Raw genomic sequence first — 20906 nt, forward strand, 5'->3', positions numbered from 1 at the left:
GGCCATTCTCCCAGTCACTCTCACCCCTCGATGGTGCGGTGGGGTGCCGACTCGATCGCCGGGCCCGGCGTCGGCCGGTGGTCGAACCGGCGCGGCTCGTCGGCGCGCCGCGGCGGGCGATCGTTCGCCATCAGGACCGCGATCCACGGCAGCGGGATCGACGCGCCGATGATCAGCAGGCTGATCCACCCGTTGCCCCACGCGCTGTACGCGATTGCCGCCAGCACCAGCGCCGGGATCCGGATCCCCATCATGATCGTGTACTTGCGGATCCGGGCCCGCTGCTGCTCGTCGAACGACGTCGCCGCGTCGGTGATCAGGATCGGATTGCGCGAACTCTCGTCGCCCTCGGCGGGTGGGAGGTTGTCCGAACTCGAAGGCATGGCTCCAGCGTCCCACTCCGCGGGCCGAGATGCACCACCGGGGTTCGGGTGCATCCTCGCCGACCTTCGCCGAATGCGTCATCATGGACCGGTGAGCACTGTGACCAAGGAACGTCCCGACACCACGACCGACGAGTCCACCGATGACGACGTCCCCAAGTACTTCCACTACGTCAAGAAGAACAAGATCGCCGAGAGCGCCGTCATGGGCACCCATGTCGTCGCGCTCTGCGGTGAGGTGTTCCCCGTGACGAAGTCCGCGAAGCCGGGATCGCCGGTGTGCCCCGACTGCAAGAAGATCTACGACGGGCTCCGGCCGGGGGAGTAAACCCCGGCGGGCCACCGAAGCGGGGCGCGGGAGGCGACCGGTGGGCGTCATCGATGCGGACATGCGCGGAATCGTCGAGTCGGCGATGCTGTCGTTCGTCGCGACGGTGTCCCCGGACGGCGCCCCGAACCTGTCCCCGAAGGGGTCGGTCCGGGTGTACGACGACGACCACCTGGCGTTCATGGACATCGCCTCCCCGCACACGATGGCCAATCTGCGCCGGGATCCGCGGGTCGAGGTCAACGCCGTCGACGTATTCAAACGCCGGGGCTACCGATTCGCGGGCGAGGCCGCGATCGTCGCACCCGGCCATCCCGTGTACGAGTGGCTGCACGACTGGCTCCTCGCGCTGAACGGACCCGGGTACCCGGCCAACGAGGCGGCCCTGATCACCGTGCGCCGCGCGGCCCCGATCCGGTCGCCCGCCTACACCTGGGGCGGTGCCCGTGAATCCGACCTCGTCGCCTCGTTCGGGCGACGCTACGTGGAGGCAGCAGGGCTCGGCCCGCTCGCGGCCGATCCCACGCCCGACGGCGCCGACCACCGGGGCAGTGCGCCGCGGACGATGCGCGCGGCGTTCATCCGGCACCGCGGGGGAGTCGAGCGGATCGAGGTCGGGCAGCTGCCGGTCCCACGGCCAGGCGGTACCGAGGTGCTGGTCCGACTGACGGCCACCGCGGTCAACCATGTCGACCTGTTCGTCAGGTCCGGTGCCTACCGGACCCCGATCCCGCTGCCGTTCGTCATCGGCCGCGACCTGGTCGGGACCGTCGTCGAGGCGGGAGCGGGCGTCACCGAGCACCGCGTCGGGGACCGGGTCTGGTGCAACAGCCTCGGCTACGGGGGCAGGCAGGGGACGTTCTCGGAGTATGTGTCGGTGCAGGCCGACCGGCTGTACCGGCTTCCCGACCGGGTCGACCCGCTGGCCGCGGCGCCCGTGCTGCATGCCGGGGCCACCGCGCACCTGGGGCTGCTGCGCACGGCGCGGGTCCAGCCGGGGGAGACGGTCCTGGTCGGGCACGCCAGCGGCGCGGTCGGCAGCGCGGCGGTGCAGGTGGCCGCCGCGGTCGGCGCCCGAGTGCTGGCCACCGCGGCGGTCGGCGACGCCGAGTGGTGCCGGGCCTGCGGGGCGGAGACGGTGATCGATCAGCACACGGAGGGCGCGGTGGACCGGATCAGGGCCGCCGCCCCGGACGGAGTCGACGTGTGGTGGGACACCAGCGGCGAGTACGACCTTGGCGCATGGCTTCCCCTACTCCGGCATGGTGGCCGGATCGTGGTCGCTGCAGGCCTCGATGCCGCACCGGTGCTGCCGGTCGGGCCGTTGTACACCGCCGACGCGGCCGTGTGTGGCTTCGCGATCAGCAACGCGTCCGTCGACGACCTCGCCGCGGCCGCACGGACCGTCAACGGTCTACTGCCGGGCCGCCTCCGGGGACGGGTCGGGGCCACCTACCGCCTTGAGGACGCGGCCGCCGCGCACCGCGCGCTCGAGTCAGGGGCGGCGCGCGGACGGATCCTGGTCGTGCCCTGAGCCGAGCTCCCGCCGCCGGTCACTCCCGGGGCAGCGGGCAGGCATCCGGGTGGTCCTCGGGATCCGGTTCCTCGTGCTTGCCGCGGGCGGTCCCGACGGCGCGGATCGGCGTGGTCGTCAGTCGGCGGGTCAGGCTCGTCACCGGCCCACCCGCGTCGGCCGCTGCCTGCGCGGCCAGCCACTCCCGCACCTGCTCGATCCGGGTCGCGCGCGCGGGCCAAAACTCCTGGATCGTCGCGTTGAACTGGGCGCCAAGCACCACCGCGAACCCGAGGAAGAACGTGAACAGCAGGAAGGCGATCGGGGCGGCGAGCGCACCGTAGGTGTACCCGGTGCCCGTCACCCAGGTGAGGTAGCGACGCAGCACCACGCTCGCGGCCATGAAGAACACCCCCGCGAGCAGCGACCCGCCGAGCAGCCGATGCCACGGCAACGTCTTCGGCAACGCCACCTTGTACAGCGTGGTCAGCCCGGCGATCAGCAGCAGGCCCACCGCCGGGTAGTAGAAGCTGTCGACCAGGCTGGACCCGACGTCGTACCAGGATTCGGGCAGCACCTGACCGATCAACGTCGGGCCCAGCGCCACCAGCGGCAGCACGAACACCGCCACCACCAGGAACATCACGTAGAGCAGCAGGGCGAAGATCCGCTGCCACACCGGGTGCCGGGCATCCTTCTGCCCGTGCGCCTCGACGATCGAGTCGACGAACGTGGAGATCGCCGACGAGCCGGCCCACAGCGACAGCAGGAAGCCGGCCGAGATGATCTCCGGCCGACCGCGCCCGAGCACATCCGACACGGTGGGGGAGATCAACTGGTCGACGACGTTCTCGCTGAACGCGGTGTGGCTGAACGTGATGATCTTCGACTCGATGATCCGCTGGATGTCCGGGCCGAACCAGCCGCCGACGTAGCCGATGCTGCCGAGCAGCCCCAGCAGCAGCGGCGGCAGCGACAGGGTCTGCCAGAACGCGGCCGTCGCGGCCTTCCCGAAGATCGAATCCCCCCACGCCTTGACCGCGGTCCGGGAGATCACCTGCCAGGTCTTTCGCAGCGGATGCCGGTCCGGCCTCGGGTCCGCGTGATGCGTCGGTAGGTCGGTCGGCGCCGCGGGACCCCCACCAGGGTGCTGGTCGCCGATCGGTTCGCTCATGATGTGTCCAGCATCCCTGACGACCGGGTCCCGGGCCGCACCGGTGGTGGTCGTGTCGGACACTTCCCGGTCGGTCGCTGTCGGCGCCGCGACACCTTTGGTGGTGTGCGCCATTGGATGCGGAGAACGTCGGCGGTCGGGGTTAGGCTCGTCCGGCAGTCCTCACGGTCGAGATCGACCCGCAGTCGAGAAGGAGCGGACGCGACAGTGCTTTCGGGTAATTCAGTGCTCACAGGTGACACCGAAACACCGGCCCCCGCGCCCACCTCGACGCTCCGCGCCTGGCAGCGGCGCGCCCTGACGAAGTACCTGGCGACGACGCCGCGGGACTTCCTCGCGGTCGCGACACCGGGCGCCGGTAAGACGACGTTCGCCCTCCGGGTTGCCGCCGAATTGCTCGGTGACCGTACCGTCGACCAGATCACCGTCGTCGCGCCAACCGAACACCTCAAGCACCAGTGGGCGGAATCCGCGGCCCGCGTGGGCATCGCGCTCGACGCGAACTTCTCCAACTCGACCGGTCAGACCTCCGCCGACTATCACGGCGTCGTCGTCACCTATGCGCAGGTCGCGTCGCATCCGACGAAGCACCGGGTGCGGACCGAGAACCGGCGCACCCTGGTGATCCTCGACGAGATCCACCACGGCGGCGACGCGAAGAGCTGGGGCGACGCGATCCGGGAGGCGTACGAGCCGGCAACGCGTCGGCTCGCCCTCACCGGCACCCCGTTCCGCAGCGACGACTCCGCGATCCCGTTCGTCCAATACGAGCCGGACCGCGAGGGCCTGATGCGGTCGAAGGCCGACCACGCGTACGGCTACTCCGACGCCCTCGCCGACGGCGTCGTCCGCCCGGTCGTGTTCCTCGCCTACTCCGGTGAGGCCCGCTGGCGCAACAATGCGGGCGAGGAGTTCGCCGCCCGGCTCGGGGAACCGCTGTCCGCCGAACAGACCGCCCGGGCCTGGCGAACCGCGCTGGACCCGGCAGGTGACTGGATTCCCGCGGTCCTCACCGCGGCGAACACGCGCCTGCAGCAGCTGCGGTCCGGCGGCATGCCCGACGCGGGCGGCCTGGTGATCGCGACCGACCAGACCGTCGCCCGCGCATACGCGAAGATCCTCGAGGCCCTCACCGGGCAGGCGCCGACCGTCGTCCTCTCCGACGACCCCACCGCCTCGAAGCGGATCGCCGAGTTCAGCGGCAATACCGAACCGTGGATGGTCGCGGTGCGGATGGTGTCCGAGGGCGTCGACGTGCCGCGGCTGGCGGTCGGGGTGTACGCGACCAGCGCGTCGACCCCGCTGTTCTTCGCGCAGGCCATCGGCCGGTTCGTGCGCTCCCGGCGGAAGGGGGAGACGGCCAGCGTCTTCGTCCCGTCGGTGCCCGTCCTGCTCGACCTGGCCAGCCAGCTCGAGGTGCAACGCGACCACGTCCTCGGCAAACCGCACCGCGAGAAGGACGGCCTCGACGACGACCTGATCACCGACGCGAACAAGCAGAAGGACGAGCTCGGGGAGGAGGAGAAGGCGTTCACCTCCCTCGGCGCCGATGCCGAACTCGACCAGGTCATCTACGACGGCTCCTCGTTCGGCACCGCGACCTTCGCGGGCAGCGACGAGGAGGCCGACTATCTGGGGCTCCCGGGTCTGCTCGACGCCGAGCAGATGCGGGCACTGCTCCGCGAGCGGCAGGCCAGCCAGCTGGACAAGAAGCCCGCCGAACCGGCCGCCCCGGTCCCGCCGCCCGCGGTGACCGACCGGGTGGGGTCCGCGGCGAAGCTGGCGGAGCTGCGCAAGGAACTCAACAGCCTCGTCGCGATGACCCATCACCGCACCGGCAAACCGCACGGCTGGATCCACGGCGAACTGCGCCGCGTGTGCGGCGGGCCGCCGACGGCCATTGCGACCGTCGAGCAACTCACCGACCGCATCGCCACCCTCCGGCGGTGGTGAATTGCACCGCCCGCGGTGGTGGTGAATTGCACCGCCCGCGGTGGTGGTGACGTGCACCGCCCGCTGTGGTGGTGACCGCACGCCGAAGGGCCCGCATCCGGTGGATGCGGGCCCTTCGGTGTCGAATGGGGGTCTGTGAGGGTCAGGCCGCCCGGTTCTGACGGCCTAGATCGCTGCTTCGTCGATGGCGCCGGTGACGATGGTGGCGTTCATCGCGCGGAGTCGATCCTCGTGCTCGTTGGCGTGATGCTGGCAGAAGAGGAGCTCTCCACCAGAGGCGAGCACCGCGCGGACGCGGGCTCCGGCACCACACCGGTCGCACCGGTCGGCTGCGGTCAACGGGGGGCTGGTCAGGGTTCCGGGCATGACTCCTCCGTACTGGCTCCCGGTGCGACCCGGGACCTTGGGGGCTGGTCCGCCGCGTCGGGTGACGCGGTGGCATCACTCTGTCAGACGTTCGGCGTTCGTTCGATGTTCCCGACGGTGTTTCTTTGTGGTTTCACTAACAGCAGACACCGGTCGGGCGGTGACACAGGTCACGGACCGCCTCGGGGATACGGTTCGTTCCGTGACCGATCCGACCCTCGTGCACATGTGCACCGCCGACGACTGGGCGCGATGCCGGGACAGCGGGCGACGCATCCCGGACAGCGTCGGCTCCGACGGGTTCGTGCACCTGTCCACCACCGAACAGGTGCAGCTGCCCGCGAACCGTCTGTTCCTCGGCCGCGACGACATCGTGCTGCTGTACCTCGACGCGGCCCGGCTCGGCGCCGAGCTGCGGTGGGAGCCGGGCGTGCCGACCGACCCGGCGTCGATGCGGTTTCCGCACCTGTACGGCCCCCTGCCCGCCGCCGCCGTTACCGCGGTCGTGCCCTACTTGCCCGGGCCGGACGGGATGTTTCCTGCTGCCGACCGCACGCCGCGACCGGGACACCGCGACCTGCGCACCTGACCGCGCCCGCGGCGCTACCGTTGAGTCATGAACGTGGAAGTGACCCCGCTGCCCGGGATCGGGATCCGCAAGGACTTCGAGCTCGCCACGGGTCGGCGCGTCGGTGTGGTGACGCTGCGCGACGGCGGCACCGACCTGATCGTCTCGAAGAAGGACGACCCCGACTCCTGCCAGGCCTCGGTGCGGCTGACCGAGGACGAGGCCGCGGTGCTGGCGAATCTGCTCGGGGCGCCGCAGCTCGTGTCGCAGCTGACCGAGGAGCACCGCGACCTCCCCGGGATCACGACCCGGCAGCTGCCGATCAGCGAGGAATCGCCGTTCGACGGGCGCACCCTCGGCGAGACCGGGATGCGCACCCGCACCGGCGTGTCGGTGGTGGCGGTGATGCGCGCAGGGCAGGTGTATCCGTCGCCGAACCCGGACTTCAACCTCACCGAGGGTGACCTCCTCGTCGCCGTCGGCACCACCGACGGACTGGACGCCGCGGCCAAGATCCTGCACCACGGATGATCCGTGGATAACACCGCGCTCGCGCTGGTCGAGCTGGGTGCGGTCTTCTTCGCGCTGGGCGTCCTCGGGCGGCTGGCCGGCCGAATCGGGATGTCCCCGGTCCCGCTGTACCTGATCGGCGGGCTGTGTTTCGGCAACGGCGGGTTCATCTCCCTCGGCGACATCGGGGAGTTCGGGCACCTGGCGAGCGAGATCGGGGTGGTGCTGCTGTTGCTGCTGCTCGGCCTCGAGTACACGGCGTCGGAGCTCGTCACCGGTCTGCGGAAGTCGTGGATGGCCGGTGTCGTCGACCTCGTCCTGAACTGCACGCCGGGTGTCGTCGTCGCCCTGCTGCTCGGCTGGGGTCCGATCGGCGCGCTGGTGATGGCGGGCGTCACCTACATCTCGTCGTCGGGGATCGTGGCGAAGGTCCTCACCGACCTCGGCAGGCTCGGCAATCGGGAAACCCCGGTGGTGCTGTCGATCCTGGTGTTCGAGGACCTGACGATGGCGGTCTACCTGCCGATCCTCACCGCAACCCTGGCCGGGGTTGGGCTGCTCGGCGGTGTCAAGGCGATGGGGATCGCCCTGCTGGTGCTCGCGGTGGTGCTGCTCGTCGCGCTGCGGCACGGCCACGTGGTGTCGAAGATCGTGGATGCCAAGGACCGCGAGGTCTTCCTGCTCAAGCTGCTCGGGGCTGCGCTGCTGGTGGCCGGGATCGCGTCCGCGCTGCAGGTGTCCGCCGCGGTCGGCGCGTTCCTGCTCGGCATCGCGATCTCCGGGTCGACGGCGCGCAACGCCGCGCAGGTGCTGGAGCCGCTGCGGGACCTGTTCGCCGCGATGTTCTTCGTGGTGTTCGGGCTGAACACCGATCCGTCCACGGTCCCGCCGGTCCTCGGCTGGGCGGTCGTCCTCGCTGTCGTCACCACCGCGACGAAGGTGCTCACCGGAATCTGGGCGAGCCGCAGGCAGGGGGTGGCCCGGATGGGCCAGGCGCGGGCCGGTGCCGCCCTCGTCGCGCGCGGTGAGTTCTCGATCGTGATCGCGGGTCTCGCCGTGTCCGCGGGCGCCGTCGAGGGCGAACTCGCCGCCCTCGCGACCGCGTACGTGCTGCTGATGGCGATCCTGGGGCCGGTCGCCGCGCGGGTCGTCGAACCCGTCGCGCGGCTGCTGGTGCCCCGGCTGCGCGAACGGCCGTCGGCGGGGGAGCCGACGGCCGTCACCGACGAAATCTAGTCGAGGTAGTCGCGCAGCACCTGCGAGCGCGACGGGTGCCGCAGCTTCGACATCGTCTTCGACTCGATCTGCCGGATCCGCTCACGGGTGACGCCGTAGACCTGACCGATCTCGTCGAGCGTCCTCGGCTGCCCGTCGGTCAGGCCGAAGCGCAGTCGCACGACGCCCGCCTCACGCTCGGACAGCGTGTCCAGGACCGACTGCAGCTGATCCTGCAGCAGCGTGAACGACACCGCGTCGACCGCGACGACGGCCTCGGAGTCCTCGATGAAGTCGCCGAGCTGGCTGTCGCCCTCGTCGCCGATGGTCTGGTCCAGCGAGATGGGCTCACGCGCGTACTGCTGGATCTCCAGCACCTTCTCCGGCGTGATGTCCATTTCCTTCGCGAGCTCCTCCGGGGTGGGCTCGCGGCCCAGGTCCTGCAGCAGCTCGCGCTGGATCCGCCCCAGCTTGTTGATGACCTCGACCATGTGGACGGGGATGCGGATGGTGCGGGCCTGGTCGGCCATCGCGCGGGTGATCGCCTGCCGGATCCACCAGGTGGCGTACGTGGAGAACTTGTAGCCCTTGGTGTAGTCGAACTTCTCGACCGCGCGGATCAGACCGAGGTTGCCCTCCTGGATCAGGTCGAGGAACGCCATCCCGCGGCCCGTGTACCGCTTCGCGAGCGAGACGACCAGTCGCAGGTTGGCCTCGAGCAGGTGGTTCTTGGCGCGGTTGCCGTCGCGGCAGATCCAGTTCATGTCGCGGCGCTGCGCGGCGGGGAGCTTCTCGCCCTTCTCGGCGTGCTCGGCCATCAGCTGCGTTGCGTACAGGCCGGCCTCGATGCGCTTGGCGAGCTCGACCTCCTCCTCGGCGTTGAGGAGGGCGACCTTGCCGATCTGCTTGAGGTACGCGCGCACCGAATCGGCGGACGCGGTCAGCTCGGCGTCCTTGCGGGCCTGCCGGAGCGCCTCGGACTCCTCCTCGTCCCACACGAAGTCGCCGGACGCCTTGTCCTTCTCGGACGGCTCCTCGGTGGTCTCGTCGTCCTCGACGGTGATGTCCTCGACGACCTCCTCGGTCAGCTCGCCCTGGGGGCCCTCGAGCTCGAGGTCGCCGTCGTCGTGGCCCTCGTCCGCCGCGTTCGGGTCGCCCGCCTTCTTGGTGGCGGCCTTCTTCGCCGCGGCCTTCTTGGCGGGGGCCTTCTTTGCTGCGGCCTTCTTGGCGGGGGCCTTCTTGGCGGGGGCCTTCTTCGCGGGGGCCTTCTTCGCGGCCGCCTTCTTCGCGGGAGCGGTACCGGTGACCTCCGCTTCGGTCGCGGAGTCGGAGGTCGGACTGGTTTCGGTGGCGGCCACGTACGCCCTTTCGTGACGGAGTCGTGCGGCGTCACGCCAGAGGATTTCCGGCGGAGAGGTCAGTTGATGTCGGCCGGCTTGGACGTCGGCCTCACCATTGTAACTATCCTCCGGGAGGGTTACGCCCCGATGCTGGTTGCCGCGGTCAGCGCCGCACCGACGATACCCGCCGTGTTCAGCAGCGATGCCGCGACGACGGGGGTGTCGTTGGTCAGGTGCGGGATCCACTTCTCGCCCTTGCGGCTGATGCCGCCGCCCGCGATGAACAGGTCGGGCCACAGCAGCGCTTCGTACCGGACGAGGACCCGGGAGACCTCCTTCGCCCACTCCTTGTACGACAGGTCCCGAAGCTCCTTGACCGCGGACGACGCGCGGTGCTCGGCCTCCTTCCCGTCCACCTCCATGTGTCCGAACTCGGTGTTCGGCAGCAGCACGCCGTGGTTGAGAATCGCGGACCCGATCCCGGTACCGAACGTGAGCAGCACGACCACGCCGTCGACGTCCCGGCCCGCCCCGTAGCGGTCCTCGGCGATGCCCGCCGCGTCGGCGTCGTTGAGGACCGCGACCGGCGCCCCGCCGAGGGCCGCGGTGAACAGGGCGCGGGCATCGGTGCCGATCCACGCGTGGTCGATGTTCGCCGCGGTGCGGCAGATGCCGTTGGTGACGACGGCGGGGAGCGTGATCCCGACCGGTCCGGTCCACCCGGCGCGGGCGACGATCTCCGCGACCGTCGCGGCGACCGCCGTCGGGGTCGCGGGGTGCGGGGTGAGGATCTTGATCCGGTCGCCGATCAGGTCGCCGGTGTCCAGGTCGACCACACCGCCCTTGATGCCGCTGCCTCCGACATCGACGCCGAAGCCACGGATCGTCTGCTGCGTCGCATCCGTCATGGCGGCAACGATAGTGGCTGTGGTTGCGCCGTGACGGGAACCGGTGAGGCACCATGGGGTGTGCCGTTTTTCGAGGATCACCCCGCCGCCCGCCGCCCCGTCGACAGCGGGGCGGGCGCGGCGCCCGACGGCCCGGCGGCACTGCGCGCCGTCGCGGTCCGGGTCGCCGTGGCCGCCGCAGCCCATGTCGCCGCGCGGCGACCCGAGGTGTTCGCGGCGGTCGGCCACGCCGCGGTCCCCGGCGCCGACGCCGTTGCGGCGAAGAGCACCCCCACCGACCCGGTGACGGTGGTGGACACCGAGACCGAGGACCTGATCCGGGCGCAACTCGCCGAACTCCGCCCCGGCGACGCCGTGCTGGGCGAGGAGGGTGGCCGGGACGGCGGCCCGGACGGGGTTCGGTGGGTCGTCGACCCCATCGACGGAACGGTGAACTTCCTGTACGGGATCCCGGCGTTCGCGATCTCGGTTGCGGCCCAGATCGACGGGGTCTCGGTCGCAGGCGCGGTCGTGGACGTCGCCTCGGGCGCGGTCTACTCCGCCGCGCGCGGGCAGGGTGCGACGCTGCATGAGGCGCACGGCGCGGTGCACACGCTGCGCTGCACCGAGGCGACGGAGGTGTCGATGTCGTTGTTGGCCACCGGATTCGGGTACGTGGCGCAGCGCAGGCGGCGGCAGGGCGAGCTGGTCGCCGCGCTGCTGCCCCGGGTGCGCGACATCCGCCGCATCGGGTCCGCCGCGCTGGACCTGTGCATGGTCGCTGCCGGCCGGGTCGACGCCCACTACGAGCACGGGCTCAGCCCATGGGACTGGGCGGCCGGGTCGCTGGTCGCGGAGGAGGCAGGCGCGGTCGTTCGGCTGCCGTCGGCGGAGTCCACCAGCGACGAGGGCGCGATCACGGTGGCCGCCGCGCCGGGGGTCGCCGGTGCCCTCGACGAGCTGTTCGCGGAGGTGGGGGCGCTCGACCCGATTCCGGTGTGAGCGCGCCCCGCCCTCCGTGTCGGGGGCGTGCGGTCAGCAGTGAACGGTGCGGGCGGCCTTGAGCAGGTCGATGTCCACCGCGCCCGCACCGTCGGGGGCGGTGGTCTTGAGTGCGGAGAGCACCTCTTCGGCGTCGGTATTGGGCTGCAGGTTGCGGAAGTAGGTGCCGAGGGCGAGGTCGACGATGTCGTCGGTGCGGCCGTCCTGGATCAGTTCCGCGCACGGCATCGCGAGCCACAGCGAGCTGGCCGCGGCGAGGCCGCTCGTCCCGAACCGGATCTGGCCCTGGCACTGCATGTTCTGGTCGACGTACACCGGGTCGTTGCCGGACTGGATGTCCGGGGCCGCGGCGAAGCCGTAGTCGCTCAGCTGGGACGCGACGTCGGCGGCCTGACCGCGCTCACCGTTCGCGTTGAACACGCGGACCCGGGTGGCGGACAGCGGGGCCGGTTCGACGTCGAGGAGAGTGGACGCCGGGACCTGGTCGCCGAGCGGCTGCGGTGCAGGCGCGTCCGGGTCGACCGGGCCGGACACGGACGGCGGGTTGCAGACCACCGGGGCGGACAGCTCGGTCGGCTTGGTGAGGATCCGGAACCACAACAGCGCGCCGAGCACCGCGAGTACCGCGATCAGCGCGATCACCGGCAGGGCCCGTCGGTACGGATAGGGCTTGCCGTTCGGGCCGGTGGAACTGCCCTCGGTGATCAGTGAAACCACGTTGCGTCCTGACCTCTCGCTGTTCGGGTGCTGCTGCGTGCGCACAGCGTAGTGAAGGGTCGGGTCGCGTCGCGACACCGGAGGCGGCGCGGCGTGCGTGCCGGGTCGGTCGGTGCCCGCCGGGGCTGCGGTGTGACGGACATCGTCCCGGTCCGGAATGCCCAGGCGGATCGAGGTGTTTGTGTCGTGTGCCGGACGGTTTTCGGGCCACGGCGAAATGGACCGCGACATTTCCGCCGAGTTCGGCTATTGTCTGGCCGCCTGATCGTGACAGGACGGTGGTCGCGGAAGTGTGCAGATTTGAGAAGAATGTGAGTCGAATCATATTTTCTCTTGCTAACTTCCGGGCACATTTCGTCGTCCTGATGCGTTGTGCAGCGAGGCTGCGACAGGTGGCACGCCCACCGGGCGTGGGGACGGGGACAGATGACGAGAGAGGACGAGGGGAAGACGAGATGGCAACCGACTACGACGCACCGAGGCGTTCGGAATCCGATGAGGTGTCGGAGGACTCGCTGGAGGAGTTGAAGGCGCGGCGAAACGAGGCCCAGTCCGCGGTCGTCGACGTCGACGAGTCGGATACGGCGGAGTCCTTCGAACTGCCGGGTGCCGACCTGTCCGGCGAGGAACTGTCGGTTCGTGTGGTGCCGAAGCAGGCGGACGAGTTCACCTGCTCCAGCTGTTTCTTGGTGCATCACAGGAGCCGACTGGCCAGCGAGGCCAACGGCGAGATGATCTGCATGGACTGCGCCGCCTGACGGTGCACCGCGACGGCCGCACGTCCCGCTCTCGGCCCGGCCCGATGGGGTCGGCCCGCGGTGACGCGCGAGCCCGGACCGCGCGCTGACCCCGCACCCGAACGAGCAACGCCCGCGTCCCACCCGAGCACTCGGGGTGGGACGCGGGCGTTCGTCGTCCGGGTGCGGGGGTGCTACGCGGCCCCGGTGTTCCAGCCAAGCGCCGCCGCCAGCTCGTGCGGCCGGCGGGTGCTGACCAGCCAGTACGGGGTCGGGTCGTCCGGATCGTCGAGGACGATCAGCAGCATGGTCTTGATCCAGGTCCGGTTCTGCACGAACGCGGCGGGATCGAGCTGGCGGCCCAGCGCGGCCGACTTCGCCGACGGGGGCACCACGGCGACCCGGGCGATCACGTCGACCGGCAGGTGCGCGCGCCCGACCCGCAGCTCACCCGCGTCGCCGTGCGCACCCGCGACGACGTCGACCCGCATCCGGCTCAGCCACAGCAGGCCCCACACCGGGAACGGAAGCAGCAGCGCGTACGGCAGCCACGCCGGGATGCCCGGTTGGGCCATGTTCACCTCGGCGGCAAGCAGCCCGGCGACCGCGAGCCCCGCGACCCACCACCACGGTGGGACCCAGAGTCGCTCCGAGTAGCTCGAGCGGTCGGTGGCCGGGGTCGGGCCGGACGTCGGTTGGGGGTTCCCAGGTTGGGGGTTCGCAGGCACGCATCCAGAGTAGTCTCGGTGCACGTGAGCGATCTTCCTGCCATCGAGCTGCTACGCCTCGATCCCGAGCTACCACTCCCGCGACGTGCGCACGACGGCGACGCGGGCGTCGACCTCTGCTCGTCCGTCGACGTCACCCTCGCACCCGGTGAGCGTGCCCTGGTGGGCACCGGGATCGCCGTCGCGCTGCCGATCGGGACCGTGGGGCTGATCCATCCGCGGTCCGGCCTCGCGGCCAGGTCCGGGCTGTCCGTGGTGAATACCCCCGGCACCGTGGACGCCGGGTACCGCGGGGAGATCAAGGTGTGCCTGATCAATCACGACATCCACACCCCGATCGACATCCGGCGCGGCGACCGGATCGCGCAACTGCTGGTGCAGCGCGTCGAACTGGTGACGTTCGTGGAGGTTGACGCGCTCGACGACACCAGCCGGGGCACCGGCGGCCACGGTTCCAGCGGTGGCCACGCGCTGCTGCACGCGGCTGCCGAACCGGTCAGGGAGGAGGCACGATGATGTTCGGGCGGAAGAAGAAGGACGTCGAGGCTGCCGAGGGCAACCCGTCCGTGCGGGGCCGGGCGGACGTGGACGACGTCAGCGCCACCGAGATCACCGACGAGTTCCCGGCCCTCGGGACCGAGGAGCGTGGACCGTACGACGTCCTCGACCTGGACGGCGACCCCGCCGAGGGGCGACTCGACCTCGGTTCGGTGCTGGTGCCGGTGCCGGAGGGCGGGCAGATCCAGGTCGAGATGGCCCCCGACGGCACACCGCAGGCGGTGCACCTGGTGACGCAGCACGGCCGGATCACGGTCGCCGCGTACGCCGCGCCGAAGTCGCCGGGGCAATGGCGTGAGGTGACCGCCGACCTCACCGAGTCGCTGCGGACCGACAACGCGCAGGTCACCGTGCAGGGCGGCCCGTGGGGGCGGGAGATCCACGCGATCACCCCGAATGCGGACCTGCGGTTCATCGGCATCGACGGCTACCGCTGGATGATCCGCTGTGTCGCGGCCGGGCCGACCGGCTCCGCCGGGTCGGACTCCCCGCTCGCCGGGGTGGCCCGCGAGGTGCTGCGCGAAACGGTGGTGCGGCGGGGCGACGAGCCCCATCCGGTGCGGACCCCGCTGCCGGTGGTCCTCCCGCAGGCACTGGCCGACCAGCTCGTCGCCGCGCAGCAGCAGCAGGTCCTGGCGCAGCAACAGGCGCAGGCTCAGCAGGAGCAGGCCCAGCAGCAGGCGCTCGCCGCGCAACAGCAGGCGGCAACGGCGGCGGCCCTGGCGCAGCAGGAGCGGGATCGGACCCCTCCGGAGCAGCGTCCCGGCGGCTCCGGCTCCGCGATGCAGCAGATCGAGCGCAACTGAGTCGAGGCAGGCGGTGGTCTACACCGTCTGCGGCTGACTCGGCTGCCGTGCGAGTGCCGCCAGGCAACCGCGTCCGAGCGCGGCAGGGTCGGCGCCGACGTCGTCGAGGGTGACGGTCTCGAGCGCGGCGTGCGGGAGCACCCCGACCCACTGCCGTGCCACGGCGATCGGATGCACGGCGTCGTCGACGGCCGCGCAGATGCCGACGGGGACGGGTGTCCCGGCGAGCCGGTCCTCGGTGAGCGCGTCGTACCGGGCCGCCTCGTCGAGGGCACGCGGCAGGTGCGGCCACTGGGATCGCCACGAGCGGGCGAGTTCGATGCCGAGCCAGCCTGGGGAGCTGGCGACCATCTCCTCGATGACGGCCTCGAGCCCGTCGGCGCGCAGTCGCTGCGCGGTGAACGCGGCGCTCGCCGCGGCGGGGGCGTCGCGGGGGTCGCCGGTCCACGCGGGCAGCGCGGCGAGGACCCCCGCCGCGCTGCCCGGGTGCTGCGCCGCCCAGTCCAGCGCGACCGCGGCGCCGATCGAGATGCCTGCGGCCAGGATCCGGTGGTGCCGGGCCGCCGCGGCATTCAGCGCGTCCCAGTAGCTGTCGACCACCCGGCGCGGGTCGGGGTCGACCGCGATGACCCGGACCCCTGCCTGCGACAACGCGGCGGTGAACGCGCGGGCGGCAAAGTCGGCGTCGGACCCGGTCCCGGGGAGTGCCACGGCGACGGGCGGCAGTGTCAGCGGTGCCATGCGTCGATAGTGCACGGTGCCCGGTCGCCGATCCCAACCGGTCTGGTTGACCCGCCCGGATCAGGGTCTACAGTGGCGGACACGGAGACCACCGACGCGTGGCCGAGGGCGGCGAACGCCGACCGGGACGGCCCCGCACCCGCACCACGTTCTTGGCAAGCTCGAAGGAGCGCGCAATGGCACTCGCGGCCAACGGATACATCAGGCGACTGACCCGCCGCCTGACCGAGGACATCGACGAACTCGACGCCGAGGAGATGGCGGAGTCCTCGCAGGCATCGGGCGCCCAGTGCGCCAGCGACTGTCGGCACGGCGAGGAGGTGACGATGCAGGGCAGGCTGCGCAGCGTGGAGTCCTGTTCGAAGTCCACCAGCGCCACCGTGCAGGCGGAACTGTTCGACGGCACCGATCCGGTGACCCTGGTGTGGATCGGCCGCCGCCGGATCCCCGGGATCGAGACCGGGAAGAAGCTGCTGGTCCGGGGCAGGCTCGGGGAGCGCAACGGCCAGAAGACCATCTACAACCCGTACTACGAGCTCCTCGGCGATTCGTAGGGCCGTCCGCGCGGGGCCGACGGCGGGCGCCGGGCGGTGCAGGCAGGGGAGCCGATGTGGCACCCTCGTGGGGTGACCGACAGGCAGCAGCCCACCATCCTCGAACAGCTCGGCGGCATCAGCGGGTTGATCTACTCGACCCTGCCGATCCTGGTGTTCGTTCCCGTGAACGGCCTGTTCGGGCTGACCCCGGCCATCTGGGCCGCGCTCGGCGTCGCCGCGGCGATCCTGGTGTGGCGACTGGTGGTGCGGGGGACCGTGCAGCCGGCGATCTCCGGCTTCGTCGGTGTCGGAATCTGTGCGTTCATCGCGCACCGGACCGGGGACGCGAAGGGATACTTCCTCTTCGGCATCTACACCTCGCTGCTGTACGCGGGTGTCTTCCTGGTGTCGATCCTGGTGCGCTGGCCGCTGGTGGGCGTGGTGTGGGGATTCCTCAACGGGCACGGCAACAGTTGGCGACGGTCGCGGGTGGCGACGCGGGCCTACGACGTCGCGACCGTGGCCTGGGCCGTGGTCTTCGGCGCGCGGTACCTGGTGCAGTCCCAGTTGTACGACACCGATCACACCGGCTGGCTGGCGGTGGCCCGGATCGGGATGGGCTGGCCGTTGACCGCGCTGGTGCTGGTGGTGACCGTCTGGGCGGTGCGCCGAGCGGATCGCGCGGTGGACGCGGCCGGGTTGGACGCCGACGAACGGGACGCCGAGAGTCTGGCCGGCGGGGGAGCGGACCCCGCCGACGCCCCGCCCGCCGACCGCCAGGCGAGGCCATGAGAAAGCCCGCGCTGCGCCCCGTCGGAATTGTTGTCGAATGGTGATGTATTTCAATTCCGGCGATATGAATTCGTGATTTATTGGGCGGGTCGCGGCCCGGATTAATCGGACAATTGCCGTCGTTGTGGCGGTGCCGATGTGCATTCCCCTGCGGTGGCCGCCGCGCGCACCGCGTCCGCCGGTCAGTGGTCCAGGCCCACCGCCTCCCGCAGCTCGTCCTCGACCTCCACCGACGCGACGAACACCAGCTCGTCACCGCCCTCGATCGGGTCGTCGGGCTGCGGCGCGATCACCCGCCCGCCGCGGATGATGGTGACCAGCACCGCATCCCGAGGCAACAGCATCCGGCGCACCGGCTTGCCCGCGAGCGGGGTGTCGGCGGGCAGCGTGATCTCCACCAGGTTCGCCTGACCCTGCCGGAACGTCATCAGCCGGACCAGGTCGCCGACCGAGACGGCCTCCTCGACCAGCGACGCCAGCATCCGCGGCGTCGACACCGCAACGTCGACTCCCCACGAGTCGTCGAACAACCATTCGTTGCGCGGATCGTTGACCCGGGCCACCACCCGACTGACCGCGAACTCCGTCTTCGCGAGCAGGCTGACGACGATATTCGCCTTGTCGTCGCCGGTCGCCGCGATCACCACGTCGTACGTCTCCAGCTGCGCGGTCTCGAGCAGTCCGAGCTCGCACGCGTCCGCGTGCACCCAGTGCGCCTCCGGGATGACCTCGGGCTCGACGTGCTCGAGCTTGCGTTCGAGCAGCATCACGTGGTGGTCGCTGCGGACCAACTCGCGGGCGATCGACCGGCCGACTGCTCCGGCTCCGGCAATTGCGACTCTCATCGGTTCACTTCCGATCGGGTGGGCTGGCGGTCGGTCAGTTGTCGGCAGGCGGCGCGGTCGCGGCCAGCGCTACGGCCTCGGCGACCGTGCCCGACACCGCGGCGACGTACACCTGGTCCTCGGCCTGGATCACGGTCTTCGGGCCGGGAAGGACCCCGCTGCCGAACCGGATCAGGAACGCGACCCGCGACCCGGTGAACTCCTCTAGTTCGGTGACCCGGTGCCCGACCCAGTCCTCGTGCAGGTCGAGTTCGGCGACCGCGACGGTCCCCGATGGATCGCGCCACTTGGTGGTGTGCGACTCCTTCGTCAACTGGTGCAGGAACCGGTCCGTCGTCCACGGCACCGTCGCGACGGTCGGGATGCCGAGCCGCTCGTAGACGGCGGCGCGCTTCGCGTCATAGATCCGCGCCACCACCCGGCCGACCCCGAACGTCTCCCGCGCGACCCGCGCGGAGATGATGTTCGAATTGTCGCCGGAGGAGACCGCGGCGAACGCCTCCGCCCGTTCGATGCCCGCCTTGACGAGGACGTCGCGGTCGAAACCCATGCCGACCACCCGCTGTCCGGTGAACTCGGGGTCGAGGCGCCGGAACGACTCCGGATCCCGGTCGATGATCGCGACCTCGTGGCCGATCCGGTTCAGCCCGGCCGCGAGGGCGGATCCGACCCGGCCGCACCCCATCACGACTACGTACACCGCTCACCCTCCGCTGACTCCCCGAGGCCGTACGCGGGCCGTCGGTCGGCTCGCTGCCCGTGAACCCGAACGGTACCGGTCGGCCCGCCGTGGTGCGCACGGCCCGCCCGCTGCCGGGCCGAAACCGGACGTATCGGTGCGGATGCCGCCGGATCGAATCGGACGGCTTACGCTTTGGCGGTGTCAAAGCTCTCGACCGCTGCGAAGCGGCTGTTGGTGGGTAGGCCGTTCCGAAGCGACAAGCTGGGACACACCCTGCTGCCCAAGCGGATCGCGCTGCCGGTCTTCGCGTCCGACGCGATGTCCTCGGTCGCGTACGCGCCGGAGGAGATCTTCCTGGTGCTGTCCGTCGCCGGGATCGCCGCCTACGCGTACACGCCGTGGGTCGGGCTCGCGGTCTGCGCCGTCATGGCGGTGGTCGTCGCGAGCTACCGGCAGAACGTGCACGCCTACCCGTCGGGTGGCGGCGACTATGAGGTCGCGACCGTCAACCTCGGCCCGAACGCCGGGCTGACCGTCGGCAGCGCGCTGATGGTCGACTACGTGCTCACGGTCGCGGTGTCCATCTCGTCCGCGGCGTCGAACATCGGCTCGGCGGTGCCGTTCGTCGCCGAGCACAAGGTGCTGTTCGCGGTCGTCGCGATCGCTGTGCTCACCGCGGTGAACCTGCGCGGTATTCGCGAGTCCGGAACCGCGTTCGCGATCCCGACCTATGCGTTCATCGTCGGCATGTGCGGCATGCTCGGGTGGGGGCTGTTCCGCACCTACGTGCTCGGCGAGGAGATCCAGGCCGAGTCGTCCGGTTTCGAGCTGGTCGCGGAGGACTCGCACCTGTACGGCATCGCGTTCGCCTTCCTGATCGCCCGCGCCTTCTCCTCGGGGTGCGCGGCGCTCACCGGTGTGGAGGCGATCAGCAACGGTGTCCCGGCGTTCCGGAAGCCGAAGTCCCGCAACGCGGCCACCACCCTGCTGCTGCTCGGGACGTTCGCGATCGTGCTGTTGATGGGCATCATCGTGCTCGCCCAGAAGATCGGCATCGTGTACGCGCACGACCCGGCAACCCAGCTGGTCGGCGCCCCAGAGGGATACCACCAGAAGACCCTGATCGCGCAGATCGCCGAGGCGGTGTTCTCCGGCTTCCCGATCGGATTCTTCTTCATCGCCATCGTCACCGCGCTGATCCTGGTGCTCGCCGCCAACACCGCGTTCAACGGATTCCCGGTCCTCGGGTCGATTCTCGCCCAGGACCGGTATCTGCCGCGGCAGCTGCACACCCGTGGCGACCGGCTCGCGTTCAGCAACGGCATCCTGTTCCTCTCCGGCGCTGCGATCGCCTTCGTCGTGGTGTTCGGTGCCGAGGTCACCAAGCTGATCCAGCTGTACATCGTCGGCGTGTTCGTCTCGTTCGTGCTCAGCCAGACCGGCATGATCCGGCACTGGACGCGGCACCTGCGGACCGAGTCCGATCCCGAGCAGCGGCGACACATGCAGCGGTCCAGGGTGATCAACTCGATCGGCCTCGCGATGACGGGTGCGGTCCTGGTGATCGTCCTGATCACCAAGTTCGCTGCGGGCGCCTGGATCGCGATCGTCGCGATGGTCGCGATCTTCGTGCTGATGAAGTCCATCCGGCGGCACTACGACAGCGTCGCCGCGGAGCTGGAGGATCAGGAGTGGGACGGGGTGCTGCCCAGCCGCACCCACTCGATCGTTCTGGTGTCCAAGATGCACATGCCGACGATGCGGGCACTGGCCTACGCCCGCGCGACCCGCCCCGACACCCTCGAGGCGGTCACCGTGAACGTCGACGAACCCGACACCCGGGCCCTGGTCCGGGAGTGGGAGAAGAGCGACATCACGGTGCCGCTCAAGGTGATCGAGTCGCCCTACCGGGAGATCACCAAGCCGGTGCTCGACTATGTGCGGCGGGTGCGCCGCGACTCGCCGCGGGACGTCGTCACCGTGTTCATCCCCGAGTACGTGGTCGGGCACTGGTGGGAGCAGATCCTGCACAACCAGAGCGCGCTGCGGCTCAAGAGCCGGTTGCTGTTCCAGCCCGGGGTGATGGTGACGTCCGTTCCGTGGCAGCTGACCTCGTCGGAACGGGTCAAGCGCTACACCGTGCCCACCGTGCCCGGCGGCACCCGGCGCGGGTTCGACGCCCCGGACGAGAAGGGGAAGCAGTGAGCGAGAGTTGGTTCGGCCGGACGCTTGCGGTTCGGCTCGGCAACCCCGGGCACGGTGGGTTTTGCGTGGCGAGGCACGAGGGGCGGGTGGTATTCGTCCGGCACGGGCTGCCCGGCGAACTGGTGCGGGCCCGGGTCACCGAGGACCGCGGCGGGTCGTTCTGCCGCGCGGACGCGCTCGAGATCGTCGATCCCTCCCCGGAACGCGTCGACCCGCTCTGCCCGATCTCCGGACCCGGCGGGGCAGGCTGCTGCGACCTGTCGCACGCGTCGCTGCCCGGCCAGCGCGCGATCAAGGCGTCGGTGGTCGCCGAACAACTC

The 20906-nt window shown here is 70.7% G+C and carries 24 protein-coding genes; 14 read left to right on the plus strand and 10 right to left on the minus strand.

The features are described from left to right. Positions 1 to 20: 20 nt before the first annotated feature. Entirely contained in the window at positions 21 to 383 is a 363-nt protein-coding gene (locus ACFWPA_RS10505) for a DUF3099 domain-containing protein (RefSeq protein ID WP_378508749.1), read from the minus strand. 91 nt (positions 384 to 474) lie between these two features. Here ACFWPA_RS10505 and ACFWPA_RS10510 point away from each other — a divergent pair, with 91 nt between their 5' ends. Together ACFWPA_RS10510 and ACFWPA_RS10515 are read left to right on the plus strand one after the other, a co-directional pair. Continuing rightward, the gene (locus ACFWPA_RS10510; RefSeq protein ID WP_378508748.1) at positions 475 to 711 is read left to right on the plus strand and encodes a DUF3039 domain-containing protein; all 237 of its coding nucleotides are present in this window, start codon (positions 475 to 477) and stop codon (positions 709 to 711) included. A 40-nt stretch (positions 712 to 751) separates the two neighbouring features. Continuing rightward, a complete protein-coding gene (locus ACFWPA_RS10515; protein WP_378508747.1) occupies positions 752 to 2245 on the plus strand; it encodes an alcohol dehydrogenase catalytic domain-containing protein in 1494 nt (497 codons plus the stop codon). 19 nt (positions 2246 to 2264) lie between these two features. On the opposite strand, the gene ACFWPA_RS10520 is transcribed toward ACFWPA_RS10515, so the two are convergent. Continuing rightward, complete coding sequence (locus ACFWPA_RS10520; RefSeq protein ID WP_378508853.1) at positions 2265 to 3281, minus strand: YihY/virulence factor BrkB family protein; 1017 nt, start codon at positions 3279 to 3281, stop codon at positions 2265 to 2267. Positions 3282 to 3515: 234 nt separating this feature from the next. Here ACFWPA_RS10520 and ACFWPA_RS10525 point away from each other — a divergent pair, with 234 nt between their 5' ends. Next, entirely contained in the window at positions 3516 to 5351 is a 1836-nt protein-coding gene (locus tag ACFWPA_RS10525; RefSeq protein WP_378508746.1) for a DEAD/DEAH box helicase, read from the plus strand. Positions 5352 to 5516: 165 nt separating this feature from the next. Here ACFWPA_RS10525 and ACFWPA_RS10530 read toward each other — a convergent pair whose 3' ends face one another. Then, positions 5517 to 5717 (minus strand): hypothetical protein, encoded by a 201-nt coding sequence (locus ACFWPA_RS10530; RefSeq protein WP_378508745.1) that lies wholly within the window; start codon positions 5715 to 5717, stop codon positions 5517 to 5519. 226 nt (positions 5718 to 5943) lie between these two features. Here ACFWPA_RS10530 and ACFWPA_RS10535 point away from each other — a divergent pair, with 226 nt between their 5' ends. Genes ACFWPA_RS10535 through ACFWPA_RS10545 form a run of 3 tightly spaced genes read left to right on the plus strand, consistent with a single transcriptional unit; the run spans position 5944 to position 8031 of the window. After that, positions 5944 to 6306, plus strand: coding sequence for a DUF952 domain-containing protein (locus ACFWPA_RS10535; protein ID WP_378508852.1), 363 nt, complete (start codon positions 5944 to 5946; stop codon positions 6304 to 6306). 27 nt (positions 6307 to 6333) lie between these two features. Beyond that, positions 6334 to 6816 (plus strand): cation:proton antiporter regulatory subunit, encoded by a 483-nt coding sequence (locus ACFWPA_RS10540; RefSeq protein WP_378508744.1) that lies wholly within the window; start codon positions 6334 to 6336, stop codon positions 6814 to 6816. Positions 6817 to 6819: 3 nt separating this feature from the next. Continuing rightward, positions 6820 to 8031, plus strand: a complete 1212-nt coding sequence (locus ACFWPA_RS10545; protein ID WP_378508743.1) for a cation:proton antiporter — start codon at positions 6820 to 6822, stop codon at positions 8029 to 8031. Here the strand turns inward: ACFWPA_RS10545 and ACFWPA_RS10550 are convergent. Together ACFWPA_RS10550 and ppgK are read right to left on the minus strand one after the other, a co-directional pair. Then, entirely contained in the window at positions 8028 to 9368 is a 1341-nt protein-coding gene (locus ACFWPA_RS10550; RefSeq protein ID WP_378508742.1) for an RNA polymerase sigma factor, read from the minus strand. The two genes, ACFWPA_RS10545 and ACFWPA_RS10550, sit on opposite strands and share 4 nt — an antisense overlap. A gap of 119 nt (positions 9369 to 9487) precedes the next feature. Then, on the minus strand, positions 9488 to 10258 hold the full coding sequence (ppgK, locus tag ACFWPA_RS10555; protein ID WP_378508741.1) for a polyphosphate--glucose phosphotransferase: 771 nt from the start codon (positions 10256 to 10258) through the stop codon (positions 9488 to 9490). A 60-nt stretch (positions 10259 to 10318) separates the two neighbouring features. Here ppgK and ACFWPA_RS10560 point away from each other — a divergent pair, with 60 nt between their 5' ends. Next, positions 10319 to 11239 (plus strand): inositol monophosphatase family protein, encoded by a 921-nt coding sequence (locus tag ACFWPA_RS10560; protein WP_378508851.1) that lies wholly within the window; start codon positions 10319 to 10321, stop codon positions 11237 to 11239. Between the two features lie 33 nt (positions 11240 to 11272). Here ACFWPA_RS10560 and cei read toward each other — a convergent pair whose 3' ends face one another. Next, positions 11273 to 11956, minus strand: a complete 684-nt coding sequence (gene cei, locus ACFWPA_RS10565) for an envelope integrity protein Cei (RefSeq protein ID WP_378508740.1) — start codon at positions 11954 to 11956, stop codon at positions 11273 to 11275. Between the two features lie 455 nt (positions 11957 to 12411). On the opposite strand from cei, the gene ACFWPA_RS10570 reads away from it, so the two are divergent. Beyond that, on the plus strand, positions 12412 to 12714 hold the full coding sequence (locus ACFWPA_RS10570) for a DUF4193 domain-containing protein (RefSeq protein ID WP_378508739.1): 303 nt from the start codon (positions 12412 to 12414) through the stop codon (positions 12712 to 12714). 173 nt (positions 12715 to 12887) lie between these two features. Here ACFWPA_RS10570 and ACFWPA_RS10575 read toward each other — a convergent pair whose 3' ends face one another. Beyond that, a complete protein-coding gene (locus ACFWPA_RS10575; protein ID WP_378508738.1) occupies positions 12888 to 13421 on the minus strand; it encodes a DUF3093 domain-containing protein in 534 nt (177 codons plus the stop codon). Between the two features lie 18 nt (positions 13422 to 13439). On the opposite strand from ACFWPA_RS10575, the gene dut reads away from it, so the two are divergent. Continuing rightward, entirely contained in the window at positions 13440 to 13937 is a 498-nt protein-coding gene (gene dut, locus ACFWPA_RS10580) for a dUTP diphosphatase (protein WP_378508737.1), read from the plus strand. Then, on the plus strand, positions 13937 to 14785 hold the full coding sequence (locus ACFWPA_RS10585; RefSeq protein ID WP_378508850.1) for a DUF3710 domain-containing protein: 849 nt from the start codon (positions 13937 to 13939) through the stop codon (positions 14783 to 14785). Before dut ends, ACFWPA_RS10585 begins: the two co-directional genes overlap by 1 nt. Before the next feature lie 18 nt (positions 14786 to 14803). On the opposite strand, the gene ACFWPA_RS10590 is transcribed toward ACFWPA_RS10585, so the two are convergent. Further along, positions 14804 to 15526 (minus strand): alpha/beta fold hydrolase, encoded by a 723-nt coding sequence (locus tag ACFWPA_RS10590; protein ID WP_378508736.1) that lies wholly within the window; start codon positions 15524 to 15526, stop codon positions 14804 to 14806. A 176-nt stretch (positions 15527 to 15702) separates the two neighbouring features. On the opposite strand from ACFWPA_RS10590, the gene ACFWPA_RS10595 reads away from it, so the two are divergent. Together ACFWPA_RS10595 and ACFWPA_RS10600 are read left to right on the plus strand one after the other, a co-directional pair. Further along, positions 15703 to 16080, plus strand: a complete 378-nt coding sequence (locus tag ACFWPA_RS10595; RefSeq protein WP_378508735.1) for an OB-fold nucleic acid binding domain-containing protein — start codon at positions 15703 to 15705, stop codon at positions 16078 to 16080. Positions 16081 to 16152: 72 nt separating this feature from the next. After that, positions 16153 to 16854, plus strand: coding sequence for a DUF3159 domain-containing protein (locus tag ACFWPA_RS10600; protein WP_378570106.1), 702 nt, complete (start codon positions 16153 to 16155; stop codon positions 16852 to 16854). 182 nt (positions 16855 to 17036) lie between these two features. On the opposite strand, the gene ACFWPA_RS10605 is transcribed toward ACFWPA_RS10600, so the two are convergent. Together ACFWPA_RS10605 and ACFWPA_RS10610 are read right to left on the minus strand one after the other, a co-directional pair. Further along, on the minus strand, positions 17037 to 17699 hold the full coding sequence (locus ACFWPA_RS10605; protein ID WP_378508733.1) for a potassium channel family protein: 663 nt from the start codon (positions 17697 to 17699) through the stop codon (positions 17037 to 17039). 34 nt (positions 17700 to 17733) lie between these two features. Beyond that, positions 17734 to 18399 carry a potassium channel family protein gene (locus ACFWPA_RS10610; RefSeq protein ID WP_378508732.1) on the minus strand — a complete coding sequence of 222 codons (666 nt, stop codon included), beginning with the start codon at positions 18397 to 18399 and terminating at the stop codon, positions 17734 to 17736. A gap of 180 nt (positions 18400 to 18579) precedes the next feature. On the opposite strand from ACFWPA_RS10610, the gene ACFWPA_RS10615 reads away from it, so the two are divergent. Both ACFWPA_RS10615 and ACFWPA_RS10620 read left to right on the plus strand, forming a co-directional pair. Then, the gene (locus ACFWPA_RS10615) at positions 18580 to 20586 is read left to right on the plus strand and encodes an APC family permease (protein ID WP_378508731.1); all 2007 of its coding nucleotides are present in this window, start codon (positions 18580 to 18582) and stop codon (positions 20584 to 20586) included. Then, on the plus strand, positions 20583 to 20906 hold a 324-nt coding region (locus ACFWPA_RS10620; protein WP_378570107.1), incomplete at its 3' end, for a TRAM domain-containing protein. The genes ACFWPA_RS10615 and ACFWPA_RS10620, both read left to right, overlap by 4 nt.

The organism is Rhodococcus sp. NPDC058505 (assembly GCF_042720095.1).
Taxonomy (GTDB): Bacteria; Actinomycetota; Actinomycetes; order Mycobacteriales; family Mycobacteriaceae; genus Rhodococcus_G.